General features: G+C 36.4%; 26 protein-coding genes. 24 read left to right on the top strand and 2 right to left on the bottom strand.

What is annotated here, in order from left to right; translation table 11 throughout:
* The first annotated feature begins 210 nt into the window (after nt 1-210).
* From NYE61_RS02515 to spo0A, 24 genes are all read left to right on the top strand, one after another.
* A complete protein-coding gene (locus NYE61_RS02515) occupies nt 211-720 on the top strand; it encodes a YqhR family membrane protein (RefSeq protein WP_095306974.1) in 510 nt (169 codons plus the stop codon).
* Nucleotides 721-1103: 383 nt separating this feature from the next.
* A complete protein-coding gene (locus NYE61_RS02510; RefSeq protein WP_303447164.1) occupies nt 1104-2162 on the top strand; it encodes a Xaa-Pro peptidase family protein in 1059 nt (352 codons plus the stop codon).
* A gap of 23 nt (nt 2163-2185) precedes the next feature.
* A complete protein-coding gene (gene efp, locus NYE61_RS02505) occupies nt 2186-2743 on the top strand; it encodes an elongation factor P (RefSeq protein ID WP_095306972.1) in 558 nt (185 codons plus the stop codon).
* A gap of 218 nt (nt 2744-2961) precedes the next feature.
* Nucleotides 2962-3939, top strand: a complete 978-nt coding sequence (gene spoIIIAA, locus NYE61_RS02500) for a stage III sporulation protein AA (RefSeq protein WP_095306970.1) — start codon at nt 2962-2964, stop codon at nt 3937-3939.
* A complete protein-coding gene (gene spoIIIAB, locus NYE61_RS02495) occupies nt 3884-4396 on the top strand; it encodes a stage III sporulation protein SpoIIIAB (protein ID WP_095306969.1) in 513 nt (170 codons plus the stop codon). The genes spoIIIAA and spoIIIAB overlap by 56 nt, the downstream gene beginning before the upstream one ends.
* A 22-nt stretch (nt 4397-4418) precedes the next feature.
* On the top strand, nt 4419-4619 hold the full coding sequence (gene spoIIIAC, locus NYE61_RS02490) for a stage III sporulation protein AC (protein ID WP_095306968.1): 201 nt from the start codon (nt 4419-4421) through the stop codon (nt 4617-4619).
* Nucleotides 4620-4631: 12 nt separating this feature from the next.
* Nucleotides 4632-5024 (top strand): stage III sporulation protein AD, encoded by a 393-nt coding sequence (spoIIIAD, locus tag NYE61_RS02485; protein ID WP_095306966.1) that lies wholly within the window; start codon nt 4632-4634, stop codon nt 5022-5024.
* A 36-nt stretch (nt 5025-5060) separates the two neighbouring features.
* A complete protein-coding gene (gene spoIIIAE, locus NYE61_RS02480; RefSeq protein ID WP_118889642.1) occupies nt 5061-6239 on the top strand; it encodes a stage III sporulation protein AE in 1179 nt (392 codons plus the stop codon).
* 11 nt (nt 6240-6250) lie between these two features.
* Nucleotides 6251-6880: a stage III sporulation protein AF gene (spoIIIAF, locus tag NYE61_RS02475; RefSeq protein ID WP_095306964.1), complete on the top strand. Its 630-nt coding sequence runs from the start codon at nt 6251-6253 to the stop codon at nt 6878-6880.
* Complete coding sequence (spoIIIAG, locus tag NYE61_RS02470; RefSeq protein WP_095306963.1) at nt 6877-7491, top strand: stage III sporulation protein AG; 615 nt, start codon at nt 6877-6879, stop codon at nt 7489-7491. Before spoIIIAF ends, spoIIIAG begins: the two co-directional genes overlap by 4 nt.
* A 12-nt stretch (nt 7492-7503) precedes the next feature.
* Nucleotides 7504-8070, top strand: a complete 567-nt coding sequence (locus tag NYE61_RS02465; RefSeq protein ID WP_095306961.1) for a SpoIIIAH-like family protein — start codon at nt 7504-7506, stop codon at nt 8068-8070.
* 378 nt (nt 8071-8448) lie between these two features.
* Entirely contained in the window at nt 8449-8934 is a 486-nt protein-coding gene (gene accB / locus NYE61_RS02460; protein WP_095306960.1) for an acetyl-CoA carboxylase biotin carboxyl carrier protein, read from the top strand.
* 13 nt (nt 8935-8947) lie between these two features.
* Entirely contained in the window at nt 8948-10306 is a 1359-nt protein-coding gene (gene accC, locus NYE61_RS02455; RefSeq protein WP_095306959.1) for an acetyl-CoA carboxylase biotin carboxylase subunit, read from the top strand.
* Between the two features lie 27 nt (nt 10307-10333).
* Nucleotides 10334-10729, top strand: a complete 396-nt coding sequence (locus tag NYE61_RS02450) for an Asp23/Gls24 family envelope stress response protein (protein ID WP_095306958.1) — start codon at nt 10334-10336, stop codon at nt 10727-10729.
* A 255-nt stretch (nt 10730-10984) separates the two neighbouring features.
* Nucleotides 10985-11365, top strand: a complete 381-nt coding sequence (gene nusB / locus NYE61_RS02445) for a transcription antitermination factor NusB (protein ID WP_095306957.1) — start codon at nt 10985-10987, stop codon at nt 11363-11365.
* 16 nt (nt 11366-11381) lie between these two features.
* A complete protein-coding gene (gene folD / locus NYE61_RS02440) occupies nt 11382-12242 on the top strand; it encodes a bifunctional methylenetetrahydrofolate dehydrogenase/methenyltetrahydrofolate cyclohydrolase FolD (protein WP_118889640.1) in 861 nt (286 codons plus the stop codon).
* Nucleotides 12232-13587 (top strand): exodeoxyribonuclease VII large subunit, encoded by a 1356-nt coding sequence (xseA, locus tag NYE61_RS02435; protein WP_095306954.1) that lies wholly within the window; start codon nt 12232-12234, stop codon nt 13585-13587. The genes folD and xseA overlap by 11 nt, the downstream gene beginning before the upstream one ends.
* Entirely contained in the window at nt 13577-13807 is a 231-nt protein-coding gene (locus tag NYE61_RS02430) for an exodeoxyribonuclease VII small subunit (protein WP_095306953.1), read from the top strand. Before xseA ends, NYE61_RS02430 begins: the two co-directional genes overlap by 11 nt.
* Nucleotides 13808-13810: 3 nt before the next feature.
* Nucleotides 13811-14695, top strand: coding sequence for a polyprenyl synthetase family protein (locus NYE61_RS02425; RefSeq protein WP_095306952.1), 885 nt, complete (start codon nt 13811-13813; stop codon nt 14693-14695).
* Nucleotides 14696-14831: 136 nt separating this feature from the next.
* Nucleotides 14832-15653 (top strand): TlyA family RNA methyltransferase, encoded by an 822-nt coding sequence (locus tag NYE61_RS02420; protein ID WP_095306951.1) that lies wholly within the window; start codon nt 14832-14834, stop codon nt 15651-15653.
* 93 nt (nt 15654-15746) lie between these two features.
* Nucleotides 15747-16196, top strand: coding sequence for a transcriptional regulator ArgR (gene argR / locus NYE61_RS02415; RefSeq protein ID WP_095306950.1), 450 nt, complete (start codon nt 15747-15749; stop codon nt 16194-16196).
* Between the two features lie 67 nt (nt 16197-16263).
* Entirely contained in the window at nt 16264-17964 is a 1701-nt protein-coding gene (recN, locus tag NYE61_RS02410) for a DNA repair protein RecN (protein WP_095306948.1), read from the top strand.
* Between the two features lie 218 nt (nt 17965-18182).
* Nucleotides 18183-19439: a SpoIVB peptidase gene (gene spoIVB, locus NYE61_RS02405; protein ID WP_095306946.1), complete on the top strand. Its 1257-nt coding sequence runs from the start codon at nt 18183-18185 to the stop codon at nt 19437-19439.
* A gap of 239 nt (nt 19440-19678) precedes the next feature.
* The gene (spo0A, locus tag NYE61_RS02400; RefSeq protein ID WP_095306945.1) at nt 19679-20458 is read left to right on the top strand and encodes a sporulation transcription factor Spo0A; all 780 of its coding nucleotides are present in this window, start codon (nt 19679-19681) and stop codon (nt 20456-20458) included.
* 132 nt (nt 20459-20590) lie between these two features.
* Here spo0A and NYE61_RS02395 read toward each other — a convergent pair whose 3' ends face one another.
* Together NYE61_RS02395 and NYE61_RS02390 are read right to left on the bottom strand one after the other, a co-directional pair.
* Nucleotides 20591-21937: an aspartate kinase gene (locus NYE61_RS02395; protein WP_095306944.1), complete on the bottom strand. Its 1347-nt coding sequence runs from the start codon at nt 21935-21937 to the stop codon at nt 20591-20593.
* 109 nt (nt 21938-22046) lie between these two features.
* Nucleotides 22047-22289: a DUF2627 family protein gene (locus NYE61_RS02390; RefSeq protein WP_118889632.1), complete on the bottom strand. Its 243-nt coding sequence runs from the start codon at nt 22287-22289 to the stop codon at nt 22047-22049.
* Between the last annotated feature and the right edge of the window lie 5 nt (nt 22290-22294).

Below are 22294 nucleotides of genomic sequence, written 5' to 3'. Positions count from 1 at the left end.
CGCAAGTTTATATCCGTTTTTTGTAAATTAAATAAAAATAAGTTTTCTATTAGAAATTGTTTCCTAATTTGTACAAAAATATTCAGTACAGGATTTGTTTATCTTAATTCTATTTTACCCGAAAATACTGTTAACAACTAGCCTAATGTTTTAATACAATGATTTGTTTGCAAATGATTGGTAATAATAAAATCTGGAGGTGTCACAACAATGAATACAGAAAAACAATCACATAACACGAATTCTGAAGAACAGTTTTCAATATTGCCTAAGTCCTTATTCACCGGATTGGTGGGAGGTATAGCTTTAGGTTTTGCGTGGATCATCTTATATTATTTTAATTTTAGTGAAATATCACCTAAATCTTTTATTCTAAAGTCATGGACTAATGCAAATTGGGTTGACACATGGTTTGGAACACTTCTAACAATTATAATAATTGGACTGCTGTCCATTGTTACAGCTTTGATTTATCATGGAATATTTAAAAAAATATATTCGATGTGGATGGGAGTTGTATATGGAATCATTGTGTGGGGGTTTATCTTTGTCCTAATGCCGCCAATTTTTACGAATGTACCAAACATCACGGATATTACGTTTGATACAATCTTATCGACCGCAAGTTTATTTATCCTTTATGGAACTTTTGTAGGTTTTTCCATTTCATATGAATATTATGATATGCGAGTACAAATAAGAAAACGATCTGAAGAATAGCTCTATATTAATATAGCAGTAAAAATACTCAAATGAATTGATTTATGTTAGACTAATTGTACAAAAATAACAAATTGTATCCGTTAAAGTGCGTGTTCAAAAAGGAGGATGAAAAGGACCGAGCAGGTCGAGGCGGCGTAGCTTTGAGCAGACGATCTTGCACGCAGGAAAAGTGATTTTCTTTTCCAAGGAGCGGGAGCGTATGCAGTTAATACGTGAGCAGCGGAAAAGCAAGCCAACGAGCTTCCACAGGATGTAGTGCTTGACTTCGACGTTCGACACAGGATGTGTCGGTACTTAGTCGAAGGTCTACTGATCTCGATTTGTGTCATTTTCACCGGACTTTTTGAATAACCTCTTTAACGATTGAGGGGGAAAAACTGATGGAAAAACTGAATAAGCTGCGAGAAGCATTGGAAAAAAATAAGCTTGATGCAATTTTAATTTCTAGTCCAATCAACCGAAGATATGTGACCGGATTTACTGGCACAGCAGGTATTGCGTTGGTATCACGTGACGACGCCAGATTCATAACTGATTTTCGCTATACAGAACAAGCAAATGAACAAGCTAAGCACTTTAACATAATTGAGCATAAACAGTTAATTGAAGGGGAAATTTCGGATCAATTAAAACAAATGCAAATTAAACGGCTTGGTTTTGAAAAGGATTATGTGACATTCACTAAATATGAAAACTATCAGAAAAGCTTTGATGTGGAACTAATCCCGGTTAGTGGGTTAGTTGAAGAGCTGCGTTTAATTAAAACGAATGAAGAGTTAAATACGATGAAAAAGGCAGCTAAAATTGCAGACGATGCGTTTGTTCATATCCAAAAATTTATTAAACCGGGTGTTAAAGAAATCGACATTTCAAATGAACTCGAATTTTATATGCGCAAACTTGGTGCAACATCAAGTTTTGATACAATTGTTGCATCTGGATATCGTTCAGCACTGCCACATGGTGTTGCATCGAGTAAAGAGATTCAATCAGGTGAACTAGTTACACTAGATTACGGTGCATTATATGAAGGTTATTGCTCGGATATCACGAGAACTGTTGCAGTTGGTGAAATTTCAAGCGAATTACGTGAAATATATGATATAGTATTAGAGGCAAATCTTCGTGGAGTAAATGGGATTAAACCGGGAATAACAGGTAAAGAAGCAGATGCCTTAACGAGGGATTTCATTACAGAAAAAGGCTATGGCGATAATTTTGGACATTCTACAGGACATGGCCTAGGTTTAGAAGTTCACGAGGGCCCAGGATTATCGTATCGCTCGGATAAAGTTTTGGAAAAAGGTATGGTAGTTACAGTTGAACCTGGAATTTATGTGCCGGGACTTGGTGGCTGCAGAATCGAGGACGATATTGTACTAACAGAATCTGGAAACGAAAGACTAACCTTTGCTTCAAAAGAATTGATACAGCTGTAGGGATACATAAAGGAGGAAATGAAATGATTTCAGTTAATGATTTTAAAACAGGTTTGACAATTGAAGTGGACAATGGCATCTGGCAGGTATTAGAGTTTCAACACGTAAAGCCAGGAAAAGGTGCTGCATTTGTACGCTCTAAACTACGTAATTTAAGAAACGGGAATATTCAAGAAAAAACATTCCGTGGTGGAGAAAAAGTTGGTAAGGCGCATATTGAAAATAAAAAAATGCAATACTTATATGCATCTGGTGATGCTCATGCCTTTATGGACACAAACACATATGAGCAAATTGAACTGCAGACAAGTCAAATTGAAGAACAATTAAAATTTATGAAAGAAAACATGGAAGTACATGTAATCAGTTATGAAGGTGAAGTACTTGGGGTCGATCTTCCAAACAACGTTGAGTTGGAAGTAATTGAAACGGAACCAGGAATTAAGGGTGATACTGCAAGCGGAGGTTCAAAACCAGCTAAGTTAGAAACTGGTCACTCGGTTCAAGTACCATTTTTCATAAACCAAGGTGATGTTTTAGTTATTAATACATCCGATGGGAAATATGTATCAAGAGCTTAGTTGTATTATAATTCTATAAAAGCTGTGTTACAGAGGAAATTAATTTTCTCTGTAACACAGCTTTTTGCGTTATTAGAAAATAGAAATGCATATTTGATCATTAACACTACAACATTTTCTAATTTTTTATTTGTACGATGGAGCAGCGAAGGTCATAAATTATCTATTCCTACATACATTTACTATAAAGCAGCTTCAAAACAAAGCGAGGAATAATCATGGACGAGATTATGCGTTTGTTTCCAAATGACATGGGACAAGCTATACAATTTAAAGTTCAAAACAGGTGGCAAATGCTACAGGAAATCCGTGTTCGTTTAAACCGCCCTATTGAGTTAATATTTGATGACACGACAGAATGGGTGAAAAACCTTATCCCTCAGACGAAAGAGGCAACATTTTTAATCAATCAGCTTAGTCAATTTTCATTATATCGGTTAGAGGATGAGTTGCGAGAGGGTTATATCACTATAGAAGGAGGGCATCGGATTGGAATCGCTGGAAAGGTGACAACAACGGGAAGCAGTGTAAAAGCAATACAGAATATTACGTTCTTTAATATCCGTATTGCTAAAGAAAAACCCGGCGTTGCCTTACCTATTATCCCATATATATACAATGGCGACTATTTTAATACTTTAATCATCGGTCCTCCACAGACAGGTAAAACAACATTAATTCGAGATTTAACCCGGTTGATTTCCAATGGCTCGAAACAGACTAATCCGAAGAAGGTTGGCGTTGTTGATGAACGCTCTGAAATAGGTGCCTCAATTAAAGGAATTCCGCAGCACAATTTAGGGCTTCGTACTGATGTTATGGATGCATGTCCAAAAGCTGATGGAATGATGATGCTCGTTCGCTCCATGTCACCAGATGTGATGGTAGTAGATGAAATTGGCAATCAACAAGATATTGATGCGTTGATGGAAGCGGTTAATACAGGGGTTACTGTAATTTGCTCCATACACGGCAGAAGTATCAGCGAACTGAAAAGACGCCCCTCTTTAGAACCGATTTTCAATCAACATATTTTCGATCGATATATTGTGCTAAAAAGAGATACAAGCCCTGGTCGTATTAGCCTTGTGCTCGACCATAATGAAAATAATTTGCTTCAAAAAACAAGGGGTGTGACAAATGAAGTGGATTGGAGCACTGCTTTTAATCGGAACAGCCACCTTGGCAGGATTTGAATGGAGCTCTAGGTTGACCAAACGGCCAAAGCATATTCGCGAATTGAAAAGCGCATTACAAATTCTCGAGGCTGAAATTATATATAGCCAAGTGGCTTTGTTTGATGCATTCTTATCCGTTTCTAGAAAAATACCAAATCCATTGCGAGGATTTTTTGCTTCTCTAGGGAAAGAAATGCAAGGTGAAGCAGTTGATTTCTTTACAGTTTGGGAAAGGCAAGTTGAAGTCTTAATTAAAAAGTCAAGTATGCATGAAACGGAAAAAGAAATATTAAAGCAATTCGGTCGAACCCTTGGTCAGCATGATATGAGTCAACAGCAAAAGCATATACAACTGACCATAGTTCACTTAGATAGAGAACTAGAGGAAGCCATTGATAACGATCGCAAATACGGAAAAGTTGCAAAAAGCTTAGGTATATTAAGTGGGGCTTTTATTGTGTTGTTACTCATTTGAAATGAAAGGAAGGAGCATTTTTATGTTCACAGATGCATCCATTCTCTTCCAGATAGCTGGAATAGGAATAATCGTAGCATTGATTCATACGATTTTAAAGCAAATGGGTAAAGAAGAGATTGCTCAATTTGCCACGCTGCTTGGGTTTATCATTGTACTTGTTATTGTAATCAATGGCCTTTCTGATTTGTTTCAGCAAATTAAATCGGTATTTTTGTTTTAGGAGCTAAATGGCATGGATATCTTGCAGATTGCTATATTAGGAGTAGTGGCTAGCATTTTATATATCGTTTTAAAAGATATTAATAAGTCCTTTGCCTTTTTCCTTATTCTGATTACAGGAATTATTATTTTTCTAGCAGTCATTCATCAAATCAGTGTTATTTTCCAGACAATTCAAACTTTAGGTCAGAAGGCAAATATCGAAGGTCTTTACTTGGAAACAATCTTAAAAATTATTGGGATCGCTTATATTGCAGAGCTAGGTGCGAATTTAACTAAAGACGCAGGGCTTGGTTCTGTTGCTCATTATATAGAGCTTTCCGGGAAGATTTTTATCTTATTGCTTGCAGTACCAATTATAACCGCAGTTATTGAAGCGATTATTAGCTTTTTACCATCTGTATAATTATTCATTACTGCTTGAAGGGAGCAAACGGGGTGAATGAAATCATATAACCTAATAATCCTAATTCTACTCACAATTATTTTTTTCTTTAGTGGACAGGCTACTGTTTCTGCTGCTACAGATAATGACATTCATTTTGATGAAAGCATCCTTCAAGAGATCTCCCTTGATGGTGTTGGAAGCTATTGGGACCAACTAGTTGAGGAGTATGGCGGTTATTTACCTGAGATTGAAAAAACGAGTATTTATGAATTTGTTAAAAATCAAGATTCCTTTTCACTAAAAAATACGATCGTTGCATTTCTCGAGTACTTATTCCATGAACTAATTGCAAACGGAAAGCTATTAGGAACTTTATTAATGCTCACCCTGTTTTCTGTTATTTTACAAACGATGCACAGCGCTTTTGAACGAAACGCAGTTAGTAAAATTGCGTATTTTGTCATCTATCTTGTACTTATTTTTATTGCCCTGAACAGCTTCTATGTTGCTGTATCTTATACGCAAGAAGCAATTGAAATGATGAAGGGATTCATGATTGCTTTACTCCCGCTTATGTTAGGGATGATGGCGAGTTTTGGGAATGTGATAGCCGTTTCTTTCTTTCATCCAATAATCATTTTCCTAATTAATTTCAGTGGAATTTTAGTTTCTACGTTCATTCTGCCATTACTGTTTCTTTCAGCAATGCTTTTAATAGTTAGCAGCTTAAGTGAAAATTATAAAGTGACACACCTGGCAAATCTATTTAAAACAGTTGGACTTGGAGCCCTCGGCATATTTTTAACCATTTTTTTAGGGGTCATTTCTGTTCAGGGTACAGCATCTGCTATTCAGGATGGTTTAGCAATGAAAACAGCTAAGTTTGTTACGGGTAATTTTATTCCTGTTGTTGGAAGAACATTTACAGATGCGGCTGACACAATATTAAGTGCTTCACTCGTATTAAAAAATGCTGTTGGTATGGCCGGACTGCTGGTCATATTGTTAATAGTACTCTTTCCCGCATTAAAAATAGCTGCGGTTGCATTGATATATAAGATAGCTGCGGCTGCTCTACAGCCAATTGGAGGTGGTCCAGTTATTACAGCTTTAAATACGATTAGTAATTACATTTTATATATTCTTGCATGCTTACTAGCAGTATCTCTAATGTTCTTATTGGCTATTGTGATTATCGTTTCTGCAAGTAATATAACTATTTTGCTGAGATAAGGTGATGTTCGATGGATGTAATTATACAATGGGTAACTCAGATTATTTTATTTGTCATTCTTGCTGCAATTATCGATTTACTGATTCCAGTAGACGCGATGAAAAAGTATGTCAAATTAGCAGTAGGACTCATATTAATTCTTATCCTTTTAAAGCCCGTATTCTACTTATTTGATGCAGATATTGAACAAGCTGTCGAAACATCTATTGACCAGCTAGATCAAGCTTATACGCAAGATGAAAATATAGAAAATCAAATAGAATTTCAAAAAAAAGAGATACAAAACAGTCAACATGCATATATTTTAGAACAGATGACTGTCCAACTGAAAAATATAGCTGAGGACCCCTTAAAGGAGGAATTCCAAGTGGAGATTACAAGCATCGATTTTACATTTGAAGAAGTGGAAAATCTGTCCTTTGAGGATTTAGTAGAAGTCATTGTTTATATAAAGGAATTAGAGAACGAGGAGGGAGCGGTGGATACAGTTGAAGAAATAGTCATTGATTCTCAGCATAACGATCAAGATAGTGAAGGGGAAAAAGAAGAAGTTGGAACAGAAATAGCAACACTGCTAATGGATGAATGGGAGTTAACAGATAAGAAAGTATCTATTTATTGGGAGGGAGGGACATCATGAAAAATTTCTTTCGACCAAAAAAAACGGAGGGAGGTAAGCCTCCATCGAAGAAAATCGGATACCTTATCATCTTAGGATTGACAGGGGTATTTCTAATTATCGTCAGTAATATTTTTTCATCAGAGGACGAGCCTGAACTTAACCTTCAGCCTCAAGGAGAAACGCAGAACATAGCAAAAGCCGATGATGGGGCAGAAATGTCTTCTTCAGATATAAGTCATGTAGAAGAAAGTTTAGGACAAGAATTAGCTGGAATGCTTAATAAAATTCAAAGTGTAACAGAAGCAGAGGTTATGGTTAATCTGAATGCAACGAGTGAGCAAGTTTACGAAAAGAACACCACGAAAGGTCAGCAAATTACTGATGAATCTGACCGGAATGGTGGTACAAGGAAGATTGAAGATAATACAGAAGACAGTCAAGTGGTAACAATACGAAAAGGTGATCAAGAGATGCCGTTATTAGTTCAAACAAAGCAACCAGAGGTTAGGGGGGTGTTTGTAGTAGCAAAAGGAGCTGATCAGCCCTCCGTCAAAAATCAAATTGTTGAAGCAGTTTCGCGTGTTCTTGATGTTCCAACCCATAAAATTTCTGTGATGCCAAAAAACTAGGAGGAAGATAGTATGTTAAAAAAACAAACGGTATGGCTATTGACTATGTTAAGTTTAATGATTGTGCTTAGTGTCTATTATATGCTTTCCCCAAATGGTGATGATTTAGCATATATAGAGGACGGACAACCAGCTAGCGAGAAAGCTTCTACGACAGCTGGAACAGGAGATACAGAAGATGCAGAAAATGCAGAAGTTGACGACATTACAAACCTTGGCCAAGATGAATTATTTGCAACAATTCGTATGGAAGTACAAGACGACCGCAGCAAGAAAATAAGTCGACTTACAGATGTAGTTGCATCCGCTAGCGCTAATGCAGAAGAAAAAGAACAAGCACTCAATGAAATCGATGTATTAGAAAATCTAGATGCAAAAGAAGCGATTCTTGAAGAACAAATTGTTGGTGCAACTGGCTATGAAGATGTACTTGTTCGCTCCGAAGCAGAAAAAGTGCATGTACATGTTAAAGTCGAAGAGTTAACAAATACAGAAGTTGTAAACATCATGCAAATGGTACGTGATGAATTTGGAGAGGATGTAAAAACGGAAGTAAACTTTCAACCAACAGGTAAATAGAAAATAATTAGCAATTCATAATAAAAGACCAATTCAATTATGCTTTCATAACTTATAAATCCAGACGTAACCAAGGGTCTGGATTTCTTTATTTTGATTTTAGAATTTTTTAGCGGGAAATAATCAGCACTGTATTTGTCTCCAACAATAGAACAAAAGCACGGCTATTAACACTTCTTTCAATTCGCATTGCTCCAGCAATACTGCTATAATTAAAAGTGCAGTAGCTTTTAAATTGTACTTAAATTTAACCAAAGCTTGATGTTTTACAATGTTTTATCGTAAAATGTTAGGAGGAATTATTAGTACCTAATATTAAATACTTGATATTGTACAAATAATGAGTAAACGATCTTGAAAATAAGAGGAGTGCGAGACATGTTAAAAGTACAAGAATTACGTGAGATTATTAAACTAATCGATCAATCTTCCATTACGGAATTTACTTATGAAGTAGAAGGTGCAAGTGTATCACTGAAGAAGGCAGGTAACGAAAACGCAGCGATTGTTTCAGAGGCTGGCGTACAACAGGCTAAACCTGCACAAGAAAAACCTCAAGCAGCAGTAGTAAATGAGCAACCGGCTAATTCTGAAGAACAACCAGCTTCAGCAAACGCGGTAAATTATGATCATGAAATTGTATCACCAATGGTTGGAACATTTTATGCTGCTTCTTCCCCAGAAAACGATCCATTTGTTACAAGAGGAAGTTCTGTAGAAACAAATACAGTCGTATGTATTGTAGAAGCAATGAAATTATTTAATGAGATTGAGGCGGAAATCTCGGGTGAAATCGTAGAAGTACTTGTTGAAAATGGTGAGCTAGTTGAGTACGGTCAGCCATTATTCAGAGTGAAGAAGTAAGGAGATGTCGCAATTGATTAAGAAGGTTTTAATTGCTAACAGAGGAGAGATTGCAGTTCGCATTATCCGAGCTTGTAAAGAACTCGATATTGAAACGGTTGCGATATACTCTGAAGCAGATAAAGAATCATTACACGTTCAATTAGCAGATGAGGCTTATTGTGTAGGACCAAAACTAAGTAAAGACAGCTATTTGAACTTCACGAATATTATTAGTGTCGCAACCATGACGAATGTAGATGCGATCCACCCTGGCTATGGATTTTTAGCTGAGAATGCTGATTTTGCTGAAATCTGCAGGGAATGTAACATTATCTTTGTTGGCCCATCACCGGAAGCAATTCAGAAAATGGGAATAAAAGATGTTGCAAGAGAAACGATGAAGCGTGCTGATGTGCCAATCGTTCCTGGTTCAGACGGAATAGTTGAAAATGAAGCAGAAGCAAAAGAAGTTGCTGCGGAGATTGGATATCCGGTTATTATTAAAGCTACTGCAGGTGGCGGTGGTAAGGGGATTCGGGTTGCACGTACAGAAGAAGAACTTGTTAAAGGAATCCAAGTAACCCAGAAAGAAGCAGAAACTGCATTTGGCAATCCTGGCGTATATATTGAGAAATTCATCGAAGATTTCCGCCATGTGGAAATTCAGGTTTTAGCCGACACGTATGGCAATACGGTTCACTTAGGTGAAAGAGATTGTTCGATTCAAAGAAGACTACAGAAACTTGTTGAAGAGACCCCATCTCCAGCGCTGACTCCAGAAATACGCAGGAAAATGGGAGAGGCTTCTGTAAACGCAGCTAAAGCTGTTAATTATTTTGGAGCCGGTACAATTGAATTCATTTTTGATCGCAAAAGCCAAGAATTTTACTTTATGGAAATGAACACTCGTATCCAAGTGGAGCATCCTGTTACAGAGATGGTTACAGGTATAGATTTGATTAAAGAACAAATTCGAATTGCCAACGGGGAGAAGCTATCCTTTGAGCAAGCAGACATTGAATTTGATGGCTGGTCGATTGAATGTCGTATAAATGCAGAAAATCCATTTAAAAACTTCATGCCTTCTGCTGGTGAGATTGACATGTATTTACCACCGGGTGGTCTAGGTGTTCGAATTGATTCTGCAGCTTATTCAGGTTATAAAATACCTCCATATTATGATTCCATGATTGCTAAATTAATTACGTATGCTCCTACGAGGGAAGAAGCAATAAAGCGCATGAAACGTGCGTTGGATGAATTTGTTATCGAAGGTGTGCATACAACAATTCCGTTCCATCGTTTGATTATGAGTAATGACGTGTTTATTAATGGGGATTTCAATACGAATTTCCTAGAAGAACATCCAATACTTAAAAACGAAAAGTAATTATTACCAGATTATAGGAGTGATAACATGAGTGAACAACCATTGTTAAATGTAAGTGACAATACTGCTTTAGGGAAAGTAGAGATTGCTCCTGAGGTTATAGAAGTGATTGCTGGGATTGCTGCTACTGAAGTAGACGGCGTTTATGCAATGCGTGGTAATTTCGCTACTGGTGTTGTGGAACGGTTTGGCAAAAAAGCGCATAATAAAGGCATCAAAGTGGAGCTTTTAGATGACGGAGTTTCCATTGATGTGTACGTTATATTAAACTTTGGCGTCTCTATTCCACAAGTTGCCCAGCAACTTCAAACAAATATAAGACAGACGCTGACAAACATGACGGCACTAGAGTTAAAAGAGGTTAATGTTCATGTAGTCGGTGTTCAAATGAATGGTAGAGAAGACGCAGAAGCGCAAGAATAGATGAAAGCATAAAACATGCACAGGCCGAGGCTACGAGGTCTGTGCTTTATTCATTCCTCAAGAAACTATAAATTTTGAAGGCTGTCTATATGTATTTCCTTTATCTTCTGCGCAGGAAAGCTTCGACGAGCTGCCCTCGAAAAATACGGGGGAGCATCGCTAACCAGCGATAGATTCTAGCATTGACTAATCAATCATGTTATTATTTGAAAGAGATATAATAATTTGCGGATGCATAAAAAGGAGTTATAAACGATGAAACGACATACCGCTAGAGAAAAAGCATTTCAACTGCTGTTTCAATTAGATATAAATGACAGTGATCCACAACAGTTGATCCATGAATTTTTAGAGAACGAAGAACCTGATGTTTTTTTAAAAGCATTAGTGGAAGGTGTTATTACTCAAAAATCTGTAATTGATTCGATTATTTCAGAAAATCTTCAGAACTGGACTTTAAATCGTGTTGCTTCTGTAGAGCGAACGATTTTGCGAATCGCTACATATGAATTACGTTATATGGAAGATATACCAAATAACGTTTCGATCAACGAAGCGGTAGAGTTGGGTAATACATATGGTGATGATAAATCAGGTAAATTTATTAATGGGGTTTTATCAAAAATAGTAGGCTAAGAAAGGACGGGGGAGCATGTCAGCAGAAGTTATCAACGGAAGAGAGTTATCTACAGCTTTAAAAGAAGAGATGAAAGTAGAGGTAGAAAAGCTAAAGGAATTCGGACTTACACCACATTTAACAGTTGTTCTAGTAGGAGACAATCCTGCTTCTAAATCGTATGTAAAAGGAAAAGAAAAAGCTGCTGCAGAAACTGGCATTTCATCATCTTTAATTGAATTGCCTGCATCGACTACAGAATCAGCATTGTTGCAATTGATTCAGGAACTAAATGATGATACGACTGTCCATGGTATACTTGTACAGCTTCCACTTCCAGACCAAATCAGAGAAGAGAAAGTAATTGAAGCAATACATCCTGATAAGGATGTCGATGGGTTTCATCCAATTAACATTGGAAAAATGATGACTGGGGAAGATACTTTTCTTCCGTGCACACCATATGGCATCATTACGATGTTAAAATCAAAGAACATTAAAATTGAAGGTAAGCATGCAGTTGTTATTGGTCGAAGCAACATTGTAGGCAAACCGGTAGGACAACTGTTGCTTAATGAAAATGCAACTGTTACTTATTGCCATTCGCGTACAAAGAACCTTCAAGAACTCGCAGCAAATGCTGACATTTTAATCGCTGCTATTGGAAAAGCCCATGCAATTACTGCAGAATATATTAAAGATGGGGCTGTCGTAATTGATGTGGGGATCAATCGCTTAGAAAATGGATCTTTAACTGGGGATGTCGATTTTGAAAGCGCAAAGGAGAAAGCATCCTATATTACACCAGTTCCAAGAGGTGTTGGTCCAATGACCATCACAATGTTATTGAAAAACACAATTAAAGCTGCAAAAGGATTGTCCAAAATTGAAGGATAAATATTTGACAGTCACTGCACTGACAAAATATATGAAGCGTAAAATAGATATGGACCCACATCTGCGAAATGTTTGGCTTCGGGGTGAAATTTCAAATTTTAAGCATCATAGCCGTGGTCATATGTATATGACCATTAAGGATGATCAAGCAAAAATACAGGCCGTGATGTTCGCTGGGAATAATCGGAACATGAAATTCCAACCAGAAAATGGCATGAATGTACTGATTAAAGGGGATATCAGTGTATATGAGGCTTACGGGCAATATCAGCTTTATATTGAGCAAATGGAACCTGATGGTATTGGGGCTCTTTATTTAGCTTTCGAACAACTGAAAGAAAAACTACATAAAGAAGGCCTTTTTGATCCGATTCATAAAAAAGGCATACCGACCTTTCCAGAACATATAGGTGTTATTACATCGCCAACTGGCGCTGCTATAAGAGACATTATTACGACAATTAAGCGACGTTACCCAAGTTGCGCAATTACTGTGCTTCCAGTACTTGTTCAAGGTCCAAGCGCAGCAACTTCCATAAAAAATGCGATTGAGACAGCAAACGAAAGAGGACATTTTGACACATTGATTGTTGGGCGGGGTGGCGGCTCGATTGAGGAGTTATGGAGCTTCAATGAAGAAATCGTTGCACGTGCAATTTTTGCATCGAGAGTTCCAGTTATTTCTGCTGTAGGACATGAAACAGATACAACGATAAGTGATTTTGTTTCAGACTTACGCGCGCCAACACCAACAGGTGCGGCAGAGCTTGCAGTCCCATCACAAGTCGAATTAGCAAATCGAATTCATACGCTTCGGAAATTTTTAATTAGAAACATGGAGCGAGAAATAATTAATCATAAGCAATATCTTGCAAGAATTCAACAGTCTTATGCATTTCGTTATCCAGAACAACTGATTAAACAAAAGGAACAGGAATTGGATAATCAACTGGAGCAATTACAACGTAGTATGCGAAAGAAAAATAACGAGCATGAACAAACATTTAGCTATCTGATTAAACGCCTTCAAGCACAGCATCCTAATAAACAAGTAGAGCAGGCACAGTCAAATTTAATTAAAGCGTTAAGGCAGCAACATTATTATATGACTCAAATAATGAAGCAGCATGAAATAAAATTAGCCAATGCTATAGACAAATTGACTTTAGTTAATCCACTAGAGATTATGAAACGCGGATTTGCTTTACCATATTCAACTGAAGGAGAAATGATTAAATCAGTTACGCGGGTAGATAAGAATGATAACATAACGGTTCGCCTGCACGATGGCCAGTTAAATTGCAAAGTTTTAGCGCTAGAGGAGGGATCTACAGATGAAAAATGAAGATATATCTTTTGAAGAAGCGATGGATAAGCTTGAAGCAATTGTTTCTAAGCTAGAGGAAGGGGACGTCCCTTTAGAAAAAGCGATTAATTATTATCAGGATGGAATGAATCTATCGAAAATATGCGGAGATAAACTAAAGCATGTTCAAGAAAAAATGACACAAATTATGAATGAACAAGGTGAATTGGAGCCATTCGATCTACAGGAGGAAGAATAACAAGTGAATGCAAACCTTTCAGAATATATAACGAAGTATAAAGCTATGATTGAAAATGAATTTGATCGCTATCTACGTAATTTAAACATGCATTCGCGATTAAAGGAATCCATGCTTTATTCCTTGGAAGCTGGCGGTAAAAGATTACGACCAATTCTTATGATTGCTAGTTACGAGGCATATGGTCAACAAATAAAGAAGGTTCTTTCTGCAGCTACTGCTTTGGAAATGATACATACGTATTCATTAGTGCACGATGACCTTCCAGCTATGGATGATGATGATTACAGACGAGGTAAACCAACGAATCATAAAATGTTCGATGAGGCAACAGCGATTTTAGCTGGAGATGCACTATTGACGTTTAGCTTCGAGCTTATCGCAAACGATCCTCTTCTTACTGCTGAAGAAAAGGTTAGCTTAATTCAAATGCTAGCTTCATGCAGTGGTCCAACAGGAATGGTTGGTGGACAAATACTTGATATGGAAGCAGAAAACAGGCCAATTTCTATAGAAGAAATGGAACGCATCCATGCATTGAAAACTGGAGAACTTGTTCGATCAGCAATTCTGTCTGGAGCTATGTTAGGTAAGGCAACGGAGGAACAGCTGGAACATTTAACAACATTTGCTTATTATTTAGGGCTCATTTTTCAAGTACAAGATGATATTCTAGATGTGACAGGTGACGAAGAAAAACTCGGAAAGCCGGTCGGCAGTGATGAAGATAATCAAAAAAGTACGTATCCTAAATTACTTGGTATTAAAGGTGCAATGAAACAAAAAGAAGCTTATGTTGAAAAAGCAAAAGAAGCACTGCAAAAAGCTGGGGCAGCAAATTCAGTTTTAATGGATTTAACGGATTATTTCAGTAATAGAGATCATTAAATCAACCTAGAAGGGCGCTACGAATTTATTTTCGTCGTCCTCTATTTAATGCGCACTATAATGGTTAAAATGGGTAATGTTTAAAGTGGTTGTTCAAAAACGAAGACAAAATTGTTACTAGTAAAGGATTTTAAAAATGGCTAAAAAAAGACTGGATGAATTGTTAGTCGAAAAGGAACTAATCGAAAACCTGGACAAGGCTAAGCGTGTTATAATGGCTGGACAAGTTTTTTCAAAGCAGCATCGTTTAGACAAGCCAGGAATGAAGATTGACCCCCATAGCCCTTTAACGATAAAAGGGAAAACGTTGCCTTATGTTGGTCGTGGCGGGCTCAAGTTAGAGAAAGCATTAAGCTATTTTTCTATTGACGCAAAAGATCGTATTTTTATCGATGTTGGCTCTTCTACAGGCGGCTTTACTGATTGTGCGCTGCAGCAGGGAGCTAGATTAAGCTATGCTATTGATGTTGGTTATAATCAGCTTGACTGGAAGCTAAGAAGTGATAAACGTGTTGTTGTTATGGAGCGAACAAACTTTCGTCATGTAACAGCAGATATGTTGAAAAAGGGTGTACCAAACCTGGCATCGATTGATGTTTCATTTATTTCATTAAAGTTAATTTTTCCTGTTCTTAGTGGATTATTAGCAGAAAATAGTGATGTGATTGCATTAATAAAACCACAATTTGAAGCTAAGAAAGAACAAGTAGGAAACAAGGGGATTGTTCGTGATCCACTTGTCCATCAAGATGTTTTAACACAAATTATCGACTTTGCTGAGAATGAAGGTTATCAATTACTTAACTTGACCTACTCCCCAATTACTGGAGGAGAGGGTAATATTGAATTCTTAGCCCATTTAGGTTGGAAAAAAGAGAAGGAAGTTGAGAATTACAAACCAATCTCAATTGATAAAACAGTGGAAAATGCACATCAAATCCTGTATCCTAACAGTTGATAAAAAGATCGAAGTCTCTAGATAATATTGAAGCAATAAATTGAAAAATTTATTCAGTGAAGCTCAAGTGACCTATAAAGGAGGTGCTGTACGATGAGTAAAGTTCAACGACATATTAAAATTCGAGAACTAATTACGGAGAATGAAATAGAAACACAGGATGAACTGGTAGCACAATTAAAAGCCGCAGGTTACAATGTCACACAAGCAACGGTATCAAGAGACATTAAGGAACTTCATCTTGTCAAAGTTCCAACAGCAAGCAATCGGTACAAATACAGTTTACCTGCTGATCAACGATTTAACCCACTGGAAAAGCTGAAGCGTCTAATAATAGATGCTTTTGTAAAAATTGAGCATGCTAGTCATTTTATTGTACTCCGTACATTGCCAGGAAATGCACATGCTGTCGGTGTGCTTATTGACAATTTAGATTGGGAAGAGATAATGGGAACGATTTGCGGGGATGACACGTGCTTAATTATTTGTAGAACTCCAGAGCAGGCAGAAGAAATAAAGGACCGATTTATTGATATGCTTTGATTGAGTTCTCTTTTTTTAGTGATTTATAAAGAGAGAATATCTTCTTATATTGGGGGGACAATGAACCATGCTTACAGAGCTGTCTATTCGTGATTTTGCAATCATCGAACAGATTTCCATAACATTTAATGAAGGTCTTACCGTATTGACTGGAGAAACTGGTGCAGGAAAATCGATTATAATAGATGCTATACAGTTATTAGCAGGAGGACGTGGTTCTGTAGAATATGTAAGGCATCGAGCCAAAAAAGCTGAAATAGAAGGTTTATTTACAATAGAAAATAAAACCCATCCAATATATGATGTTGGAAGCCAATATGGAATAGAAATTTCTGATAATCAAGTAGTATTACAACGAGTTATTACAGGATCTGGAAAAAGCATTTGTCGTGTAAATAGCAAGCTAGTCACACTTGCAATACTGCGTGAATTTGGAAAGACACTAATCGACATCCATAGTCAGCATGAAACACAATCATTAATGGATGCAGAAAATCATTTGGATTTCTTAGACTTGTATGAACCACAATCAATAACAAAAGCAAAAGAAGCATACTTGGAGCACTATGATAAGTTGGTTCGCTTAAAAAATAGATATAAAAAGCTAAATGATAATGAGCAAGAGACAGCTCATCGTTTAGACTTATTAGAGTTTCAAATGAAGGAGCTTGAACAAGCAGAACTTAGTCCTGATGAGGATACACAGCTTGAAGAAGAGAGAAAAGCACTCGCGAATTATGAGCGGATTCACACTGCCCTGCATGATGCCTATCATGCATTATACGGAGAACAAAGAGGATTGGATTGGTTAAATCAGGCGCAGCTTAGCCTTCAGGAAAATAGTAAGTATGATGATTATATCGCAGCGAAATCAGAAGAGTTTTCCAATCATTATTATGCAATGGAAGAGCTAACCTATGAGCTGCGCAATCATATTGATACACTTCAATTTGATCCAGAACGTTTAAATGAAATTGAATCAAGATTAGATGAAATAAATAGGCTAAAACGAAAATACGGCAATACGGTAAATGATATTATTGAATATATGGCAACGATAGAAGAAGAGATAGAGCAGATAACGAACAAGGATTCTCATCTAAACGCTTTGCTTGAACAGATTGAAGAAACCGAAAAGGACGCTATGCTTGAAGCTGAGCACCTACATGAACTCAGAAAAAGTGCTGCAGATTGTCTAACAGAAGATATACATGCTGAGATGAAAGGACTTTATTTAGAAAAAGCTACTTTTGCAATTGCTTTTGATGATGAAAGTAATACGAAGGCTCATCTCCACAAAAACGGATTCGATCATGTACGTTTTCTTATTTCAACCAATCGTGGCGAACCGCTAAAGGATTTAACGAAGGTAGCCTCTGGTGGAGAGCTTTCACGAATTATGCTTGCATTAAAGAATATTTTTTCCAAGCATCAAGGCGTGACAAGCGTTATATTTGATGAAGTTGACACTGGGGTTAGCGGAAGAGTTGCACAGGCAATTGCTGAAAAGATTTATCAAATCTCAAATGATTCTCAAGTGCTATGTATTACACACCTTCCACAAGTGGCCGCTATGGCAGACACCCATAAATTTATTGAGAAAAACGAAAAAGATAACCGAACCGCAACAAGTGTAAAAGAACTATCTGAATTAGAACAAATAGAAGAATTAAGTCGTATGATTACGGGAACAAAATTGACTGAAACTGCGAAAGATCACGCAAAGGAAATGCTTGAACTTGCAAATGCATTTAAATCAAATTTATAAGGATAAAATTCTTGAAAAACCGGAAAATAAAAGAAACCGGTTTTTTGTTTTGCCTTTTTTTGCAATAATAGTAAGCCGATTTTTAAAAATCCCCTTTTAAAATACACTTATACACGATTTCCTTTTTTAGTAATAGGTAATGATACACATTTCTCTTATGTTTCACCAGTTTAAAAAGCACACTTACAGCTCAAATTAGGATTACGAACCAAGATTTGATGTGGGTTGGGAGGAGGAGAGTGGCACGATTGAAAAATCATCAAACAAAGTTTTGGCTAAGCAGTATTCTTTTGATTGTCTTAACTGTTTTTTCTTTCTTTGGTCCAAGTCAAAAGAATGCAGAAGAGCTGAACACAATTGAAGCATTTAGTCAACAAGAAGCAATCGGACTTTCTAAAACAGAAAAAAACTCCCTTATGTCTAGTTCTCCAATTCGTACAGAGTTGTTAAAAGCGGCGGCAGTTTCAACGAAGCGTGTAAGTAATTCCGCTCTAGAAGATATTAAGGTATACCCTGGTGGACAATCGATTGGAGTGAAGCTCCAAACTCGTGGAGTGCTCGTTGTTGGTCATCATCTCGTTAAAGGAAATAGCGAGACAAAATCGCCAGGTGAGGATGCAAAAATAAATGTCGGAGATGTCATATTGAAAATTAACGGAGAGCCGATCAAAGAAATGAGTGACATAAAATCATATGTAGAAAATGCTGGGAAAAGCGAAAAAAGCCTTGAAATAACACTTAAACGTGGTAAAGAAATGATAGATACTTCTTTACAGCCGGTTTTAGATAAGCAGGATAATGCGTACAAAATTGGCTTGTATATTCGTGACTCTGCTGCAGGTATTGGAACAATGTCATTTTATGATCCAGTATCGAAAAAATATGGCGCTCTAGGGCACATTATTTCAGATATGGACACAAAAAAACCGATTGAAATCGATAATGGGACGATTGTCAATTCATCCGTTACTTCCATTGAGAAAGGTAATAACGGGATTCCAGGAGAAAAACAAGCTAGATTTTCAGCTGAACACGATCGAATCGGAACAATTACAAAAAATTCCCCGTACGGTATTTTTGGGGTATTGGATGAAATGATTAAACACGAAAAATATAACAAACCATTACCAGTAGCTTCTTCCAATGAAGTTAAAGAAGGACCAGCCAAAATTCTTACCGTTGTGAAAGATGAAAAAATAGAGGAATTTGATATCGAAATTGTAAGCAGTGTTCCTCAGAAGTTTCCAGCAACGAAAGGAATGGTAATTCAAATTACAGATCCTAAGCTATTGAAAAGTACCGGTGGGATTGTACAAGGTATGAGTGGAAGCCCAATTATACAAAACGATAAAATAATTGGCGCTGTAACACATGTATTTGTAAATGATCCAACATCAGGATATGGTGTTCATATTGAATGGATGTTACAAGATGCAGGAATTATTGAAGCGCAATCAAAGGAAAAAGCAGCATAAAAAAAGCTTGTGATGGAAGATTCCATTACAAGCTTTTTTATATTATACTAAAGTTAATATTTTTCGACAAATGCTGAATAAAATGTCATTTAAAATCGAAAATTATCGTAAATGGAAGTAAATCGAAGAAAAATATAGTTAATTCAAAAAAAATTAAAGTTTTTCAAATAAAAAGAGGATATTTCAACTTTTTGTAGAATATGTAAAAGAGTATAACAGAAATAAGGAGGAACATTACTTTGGATAAAATTTCAGTGTGTTTAGTTGATGACAACAGAGAGCTCATTCAGTTGATGGAAGATTATTTTGACGAACAAGATGATATTGAAGTTATTGGAACTGCATATAATGGCAGAGATTGTATCGCGATGATGGAGAGTTTGGAACCTGATGTATTAATATTGGATATTATTATGCCACATATCGACGGATTAGCGGTACTAAACACATTAAGAACAATGGATTTAGGAAATAGACCAAATGTTATTATGCTTACAGCATTTGGACAGGAAGAAGTCATGAAAAAAGCAGTTGATTTAGGAGCATCTTATTTTATTTTAAAGCCTTTTGATATGGATAATTTAGCAGATCAAATTCGTCAAGTTCAAGGAAATTCTCCAATAAGCCTTGCAACAAATAAACCGACAAAGAAAGATCGAAAAAAACAGGATCTGGAAGCTAACATTACAAACATTATTCATGAAATTGGTGTGCCAGCCCATATTAAGGGTTACATGTACTTAAGAGAGGCAATTACAATGGTATATAATGATATAGAATTATTAGGTTCAATCACGAAAGTATTATATCCTGATATCGCAAAGAAATTTAATACGACAGCATCACGTGTTGAACGGGCAATTCGCCATGCGATTGAAGTCGCATGGAGCAGAGGCAATATCGATTCCATTTCGGCATTATTCGGTTATACTATTAATATATCTAAGGCCAAACCCACAAATTCGGAGTTCATCGCAATGGTAGCTGATCGTTTACGTTTGGAGAATAAAGTGAGCTAAACGATTGGTTATTATGAATAGCTGGTTCCTACATATAATTATTGTAAACCAGTAGTGTTTGACTATTATGAACAAATATAACAAAAAGAAAGAATAATACTGCAGTCTATGCGGTATTATTCTTTCTTTACTTTATTCAAAAAATGTTTGATAGAGTGAACGGATTGCAGCGTCTATATCAGTATCTTTTATTCCGAACATCATGGACACTTCGGATGAGCCTTGGTTTATCATTTCAATATTCACATTAGCTTTAGCGAATGCAGAAGCAGCTTTTCCGGCAACTCCTACAGTATTTACAAGTCCCTCACCAACAACCATGATTACCGCTAAATCTCTATGTAAACTTACTGTATCTACTTTTAATTCATCTTTAATACGATCAACAACAATTTTCTCTTTATCTTTTGTAAAATTATTTACTCTAAATATAACAGACATGTCATCGATTCCAGATGGTGCATGCTCAAAGGAAATTCCTTCATCCTCAAAAATATTAAGCAACCTACGTCCAAAACCTACTTCACGGTTCATTAAATACTTACTTACATATAAACTACAGAAACCTGTATCACTTGCAATACCAACGACACATTTTTCACTGGCTTCTTTTTCAGCAATAATAAATGTTCCAGGAGCATCTGGATTGTTTGTATTTTTAATACATACTGGAATTTTTTCACGGAATGCAGGAATCAATGCCTCATCATGGAATACAGAAAATCCAGCGTAAGATAATTCACGCATTTCTTTATAGGTAAGTGTTGTTATTTCCTTCGGATTATTGACAATATTCGGATTAACAGAATAGACAGAATCAACATCTGTGAAATTTTCATAGATTTCAGCTTTTACTCCTGCGGCAACGATGGAACCGGTAATATCTGATCCACCTCTCGAGAAGGTTACTAATTTCCCGGTTTTTGAATAGCCGAAGAAACCAGGTATAACTAGGATATGATCTTTTTCTCGTAGTTTATAGAGGAGCTCGAAGCTCTCCGGTAAAATTTGCGCATTTCCTGGTTCTTCGCTAACAAATATACCAGCATCCTTTGGATTCATATATTGTGCTGAAATATTATTTTGATTTAAATAGGCGCTTAGTATTTTGGCGGAACTGTCTTCACCAATTGCTTTAATCGCATCCATTTTACTTTCAGGCTTACCCTCTACCCTTAGGGCCACCTTTATGTTATTTTCAATTTCACTTAGTAAAGATAGGTCGATTTCTAAATCATTAATAATTTCTTGGAATCGTTCTAGTATAGCTACAAGAAAAACCTCATAGTTTTGTTGATTATGATAGGCGTTTCCAAGTTGGATTAACAAATCTGTAACTTTTGTATCATTTTTAAACCTTTTCCCTGGTGCTGATACGACGATAAATTTTCGCTTGGGATCACTTTTAATAATATTCCCAACTTTACGTAATTGCTCGGCATTTGCAACGGAGCTACCGCCGAATTTTGCTACTTTCATGATCGGATCCCCCTAAACAGAAACTTAATTTTCTTACTAATATACCATATTTATTCTTTAAAATCGTGTAAATATATAAAAAAAAGACGGAAATTCTCCATCTTTTTTTCTAAAGCGCTTTATTTTCACTTTTTTGTTTAATCTTTTGTCTTTTTCTATCTCGGTAGATTATAAATCCTCCTAAAAAAAGCAGCCCCAAAATAAAGAGGAGAAGTCCAATTGTGAATTGGATTCCAGGATAGAAGAAATAGGCATAGAAATCGTCAAAAATTGTATCGCGCATTAATTTAATTCCAATTGCTGCAATTATGCCCGGTATAAAAAGTAATAGTAATGCTAAAAATCGACCCATGTATG

The sequence above is a fragment of the Oceanobacillus sp. FSL W7-1304 genome, assembly GCF_037969805.1.
GTDB classification, from domain to species: Bacteria; Bacillota; Bacilli; order Bacillales; family Amphibacillaceae; genus Oceanobacillus; species Oceanobacillus profundus.
Note: the sequence above shows the minus strand (reverse complement) of the source record. Positions and strands in the feature narration are given on the sequence as shown.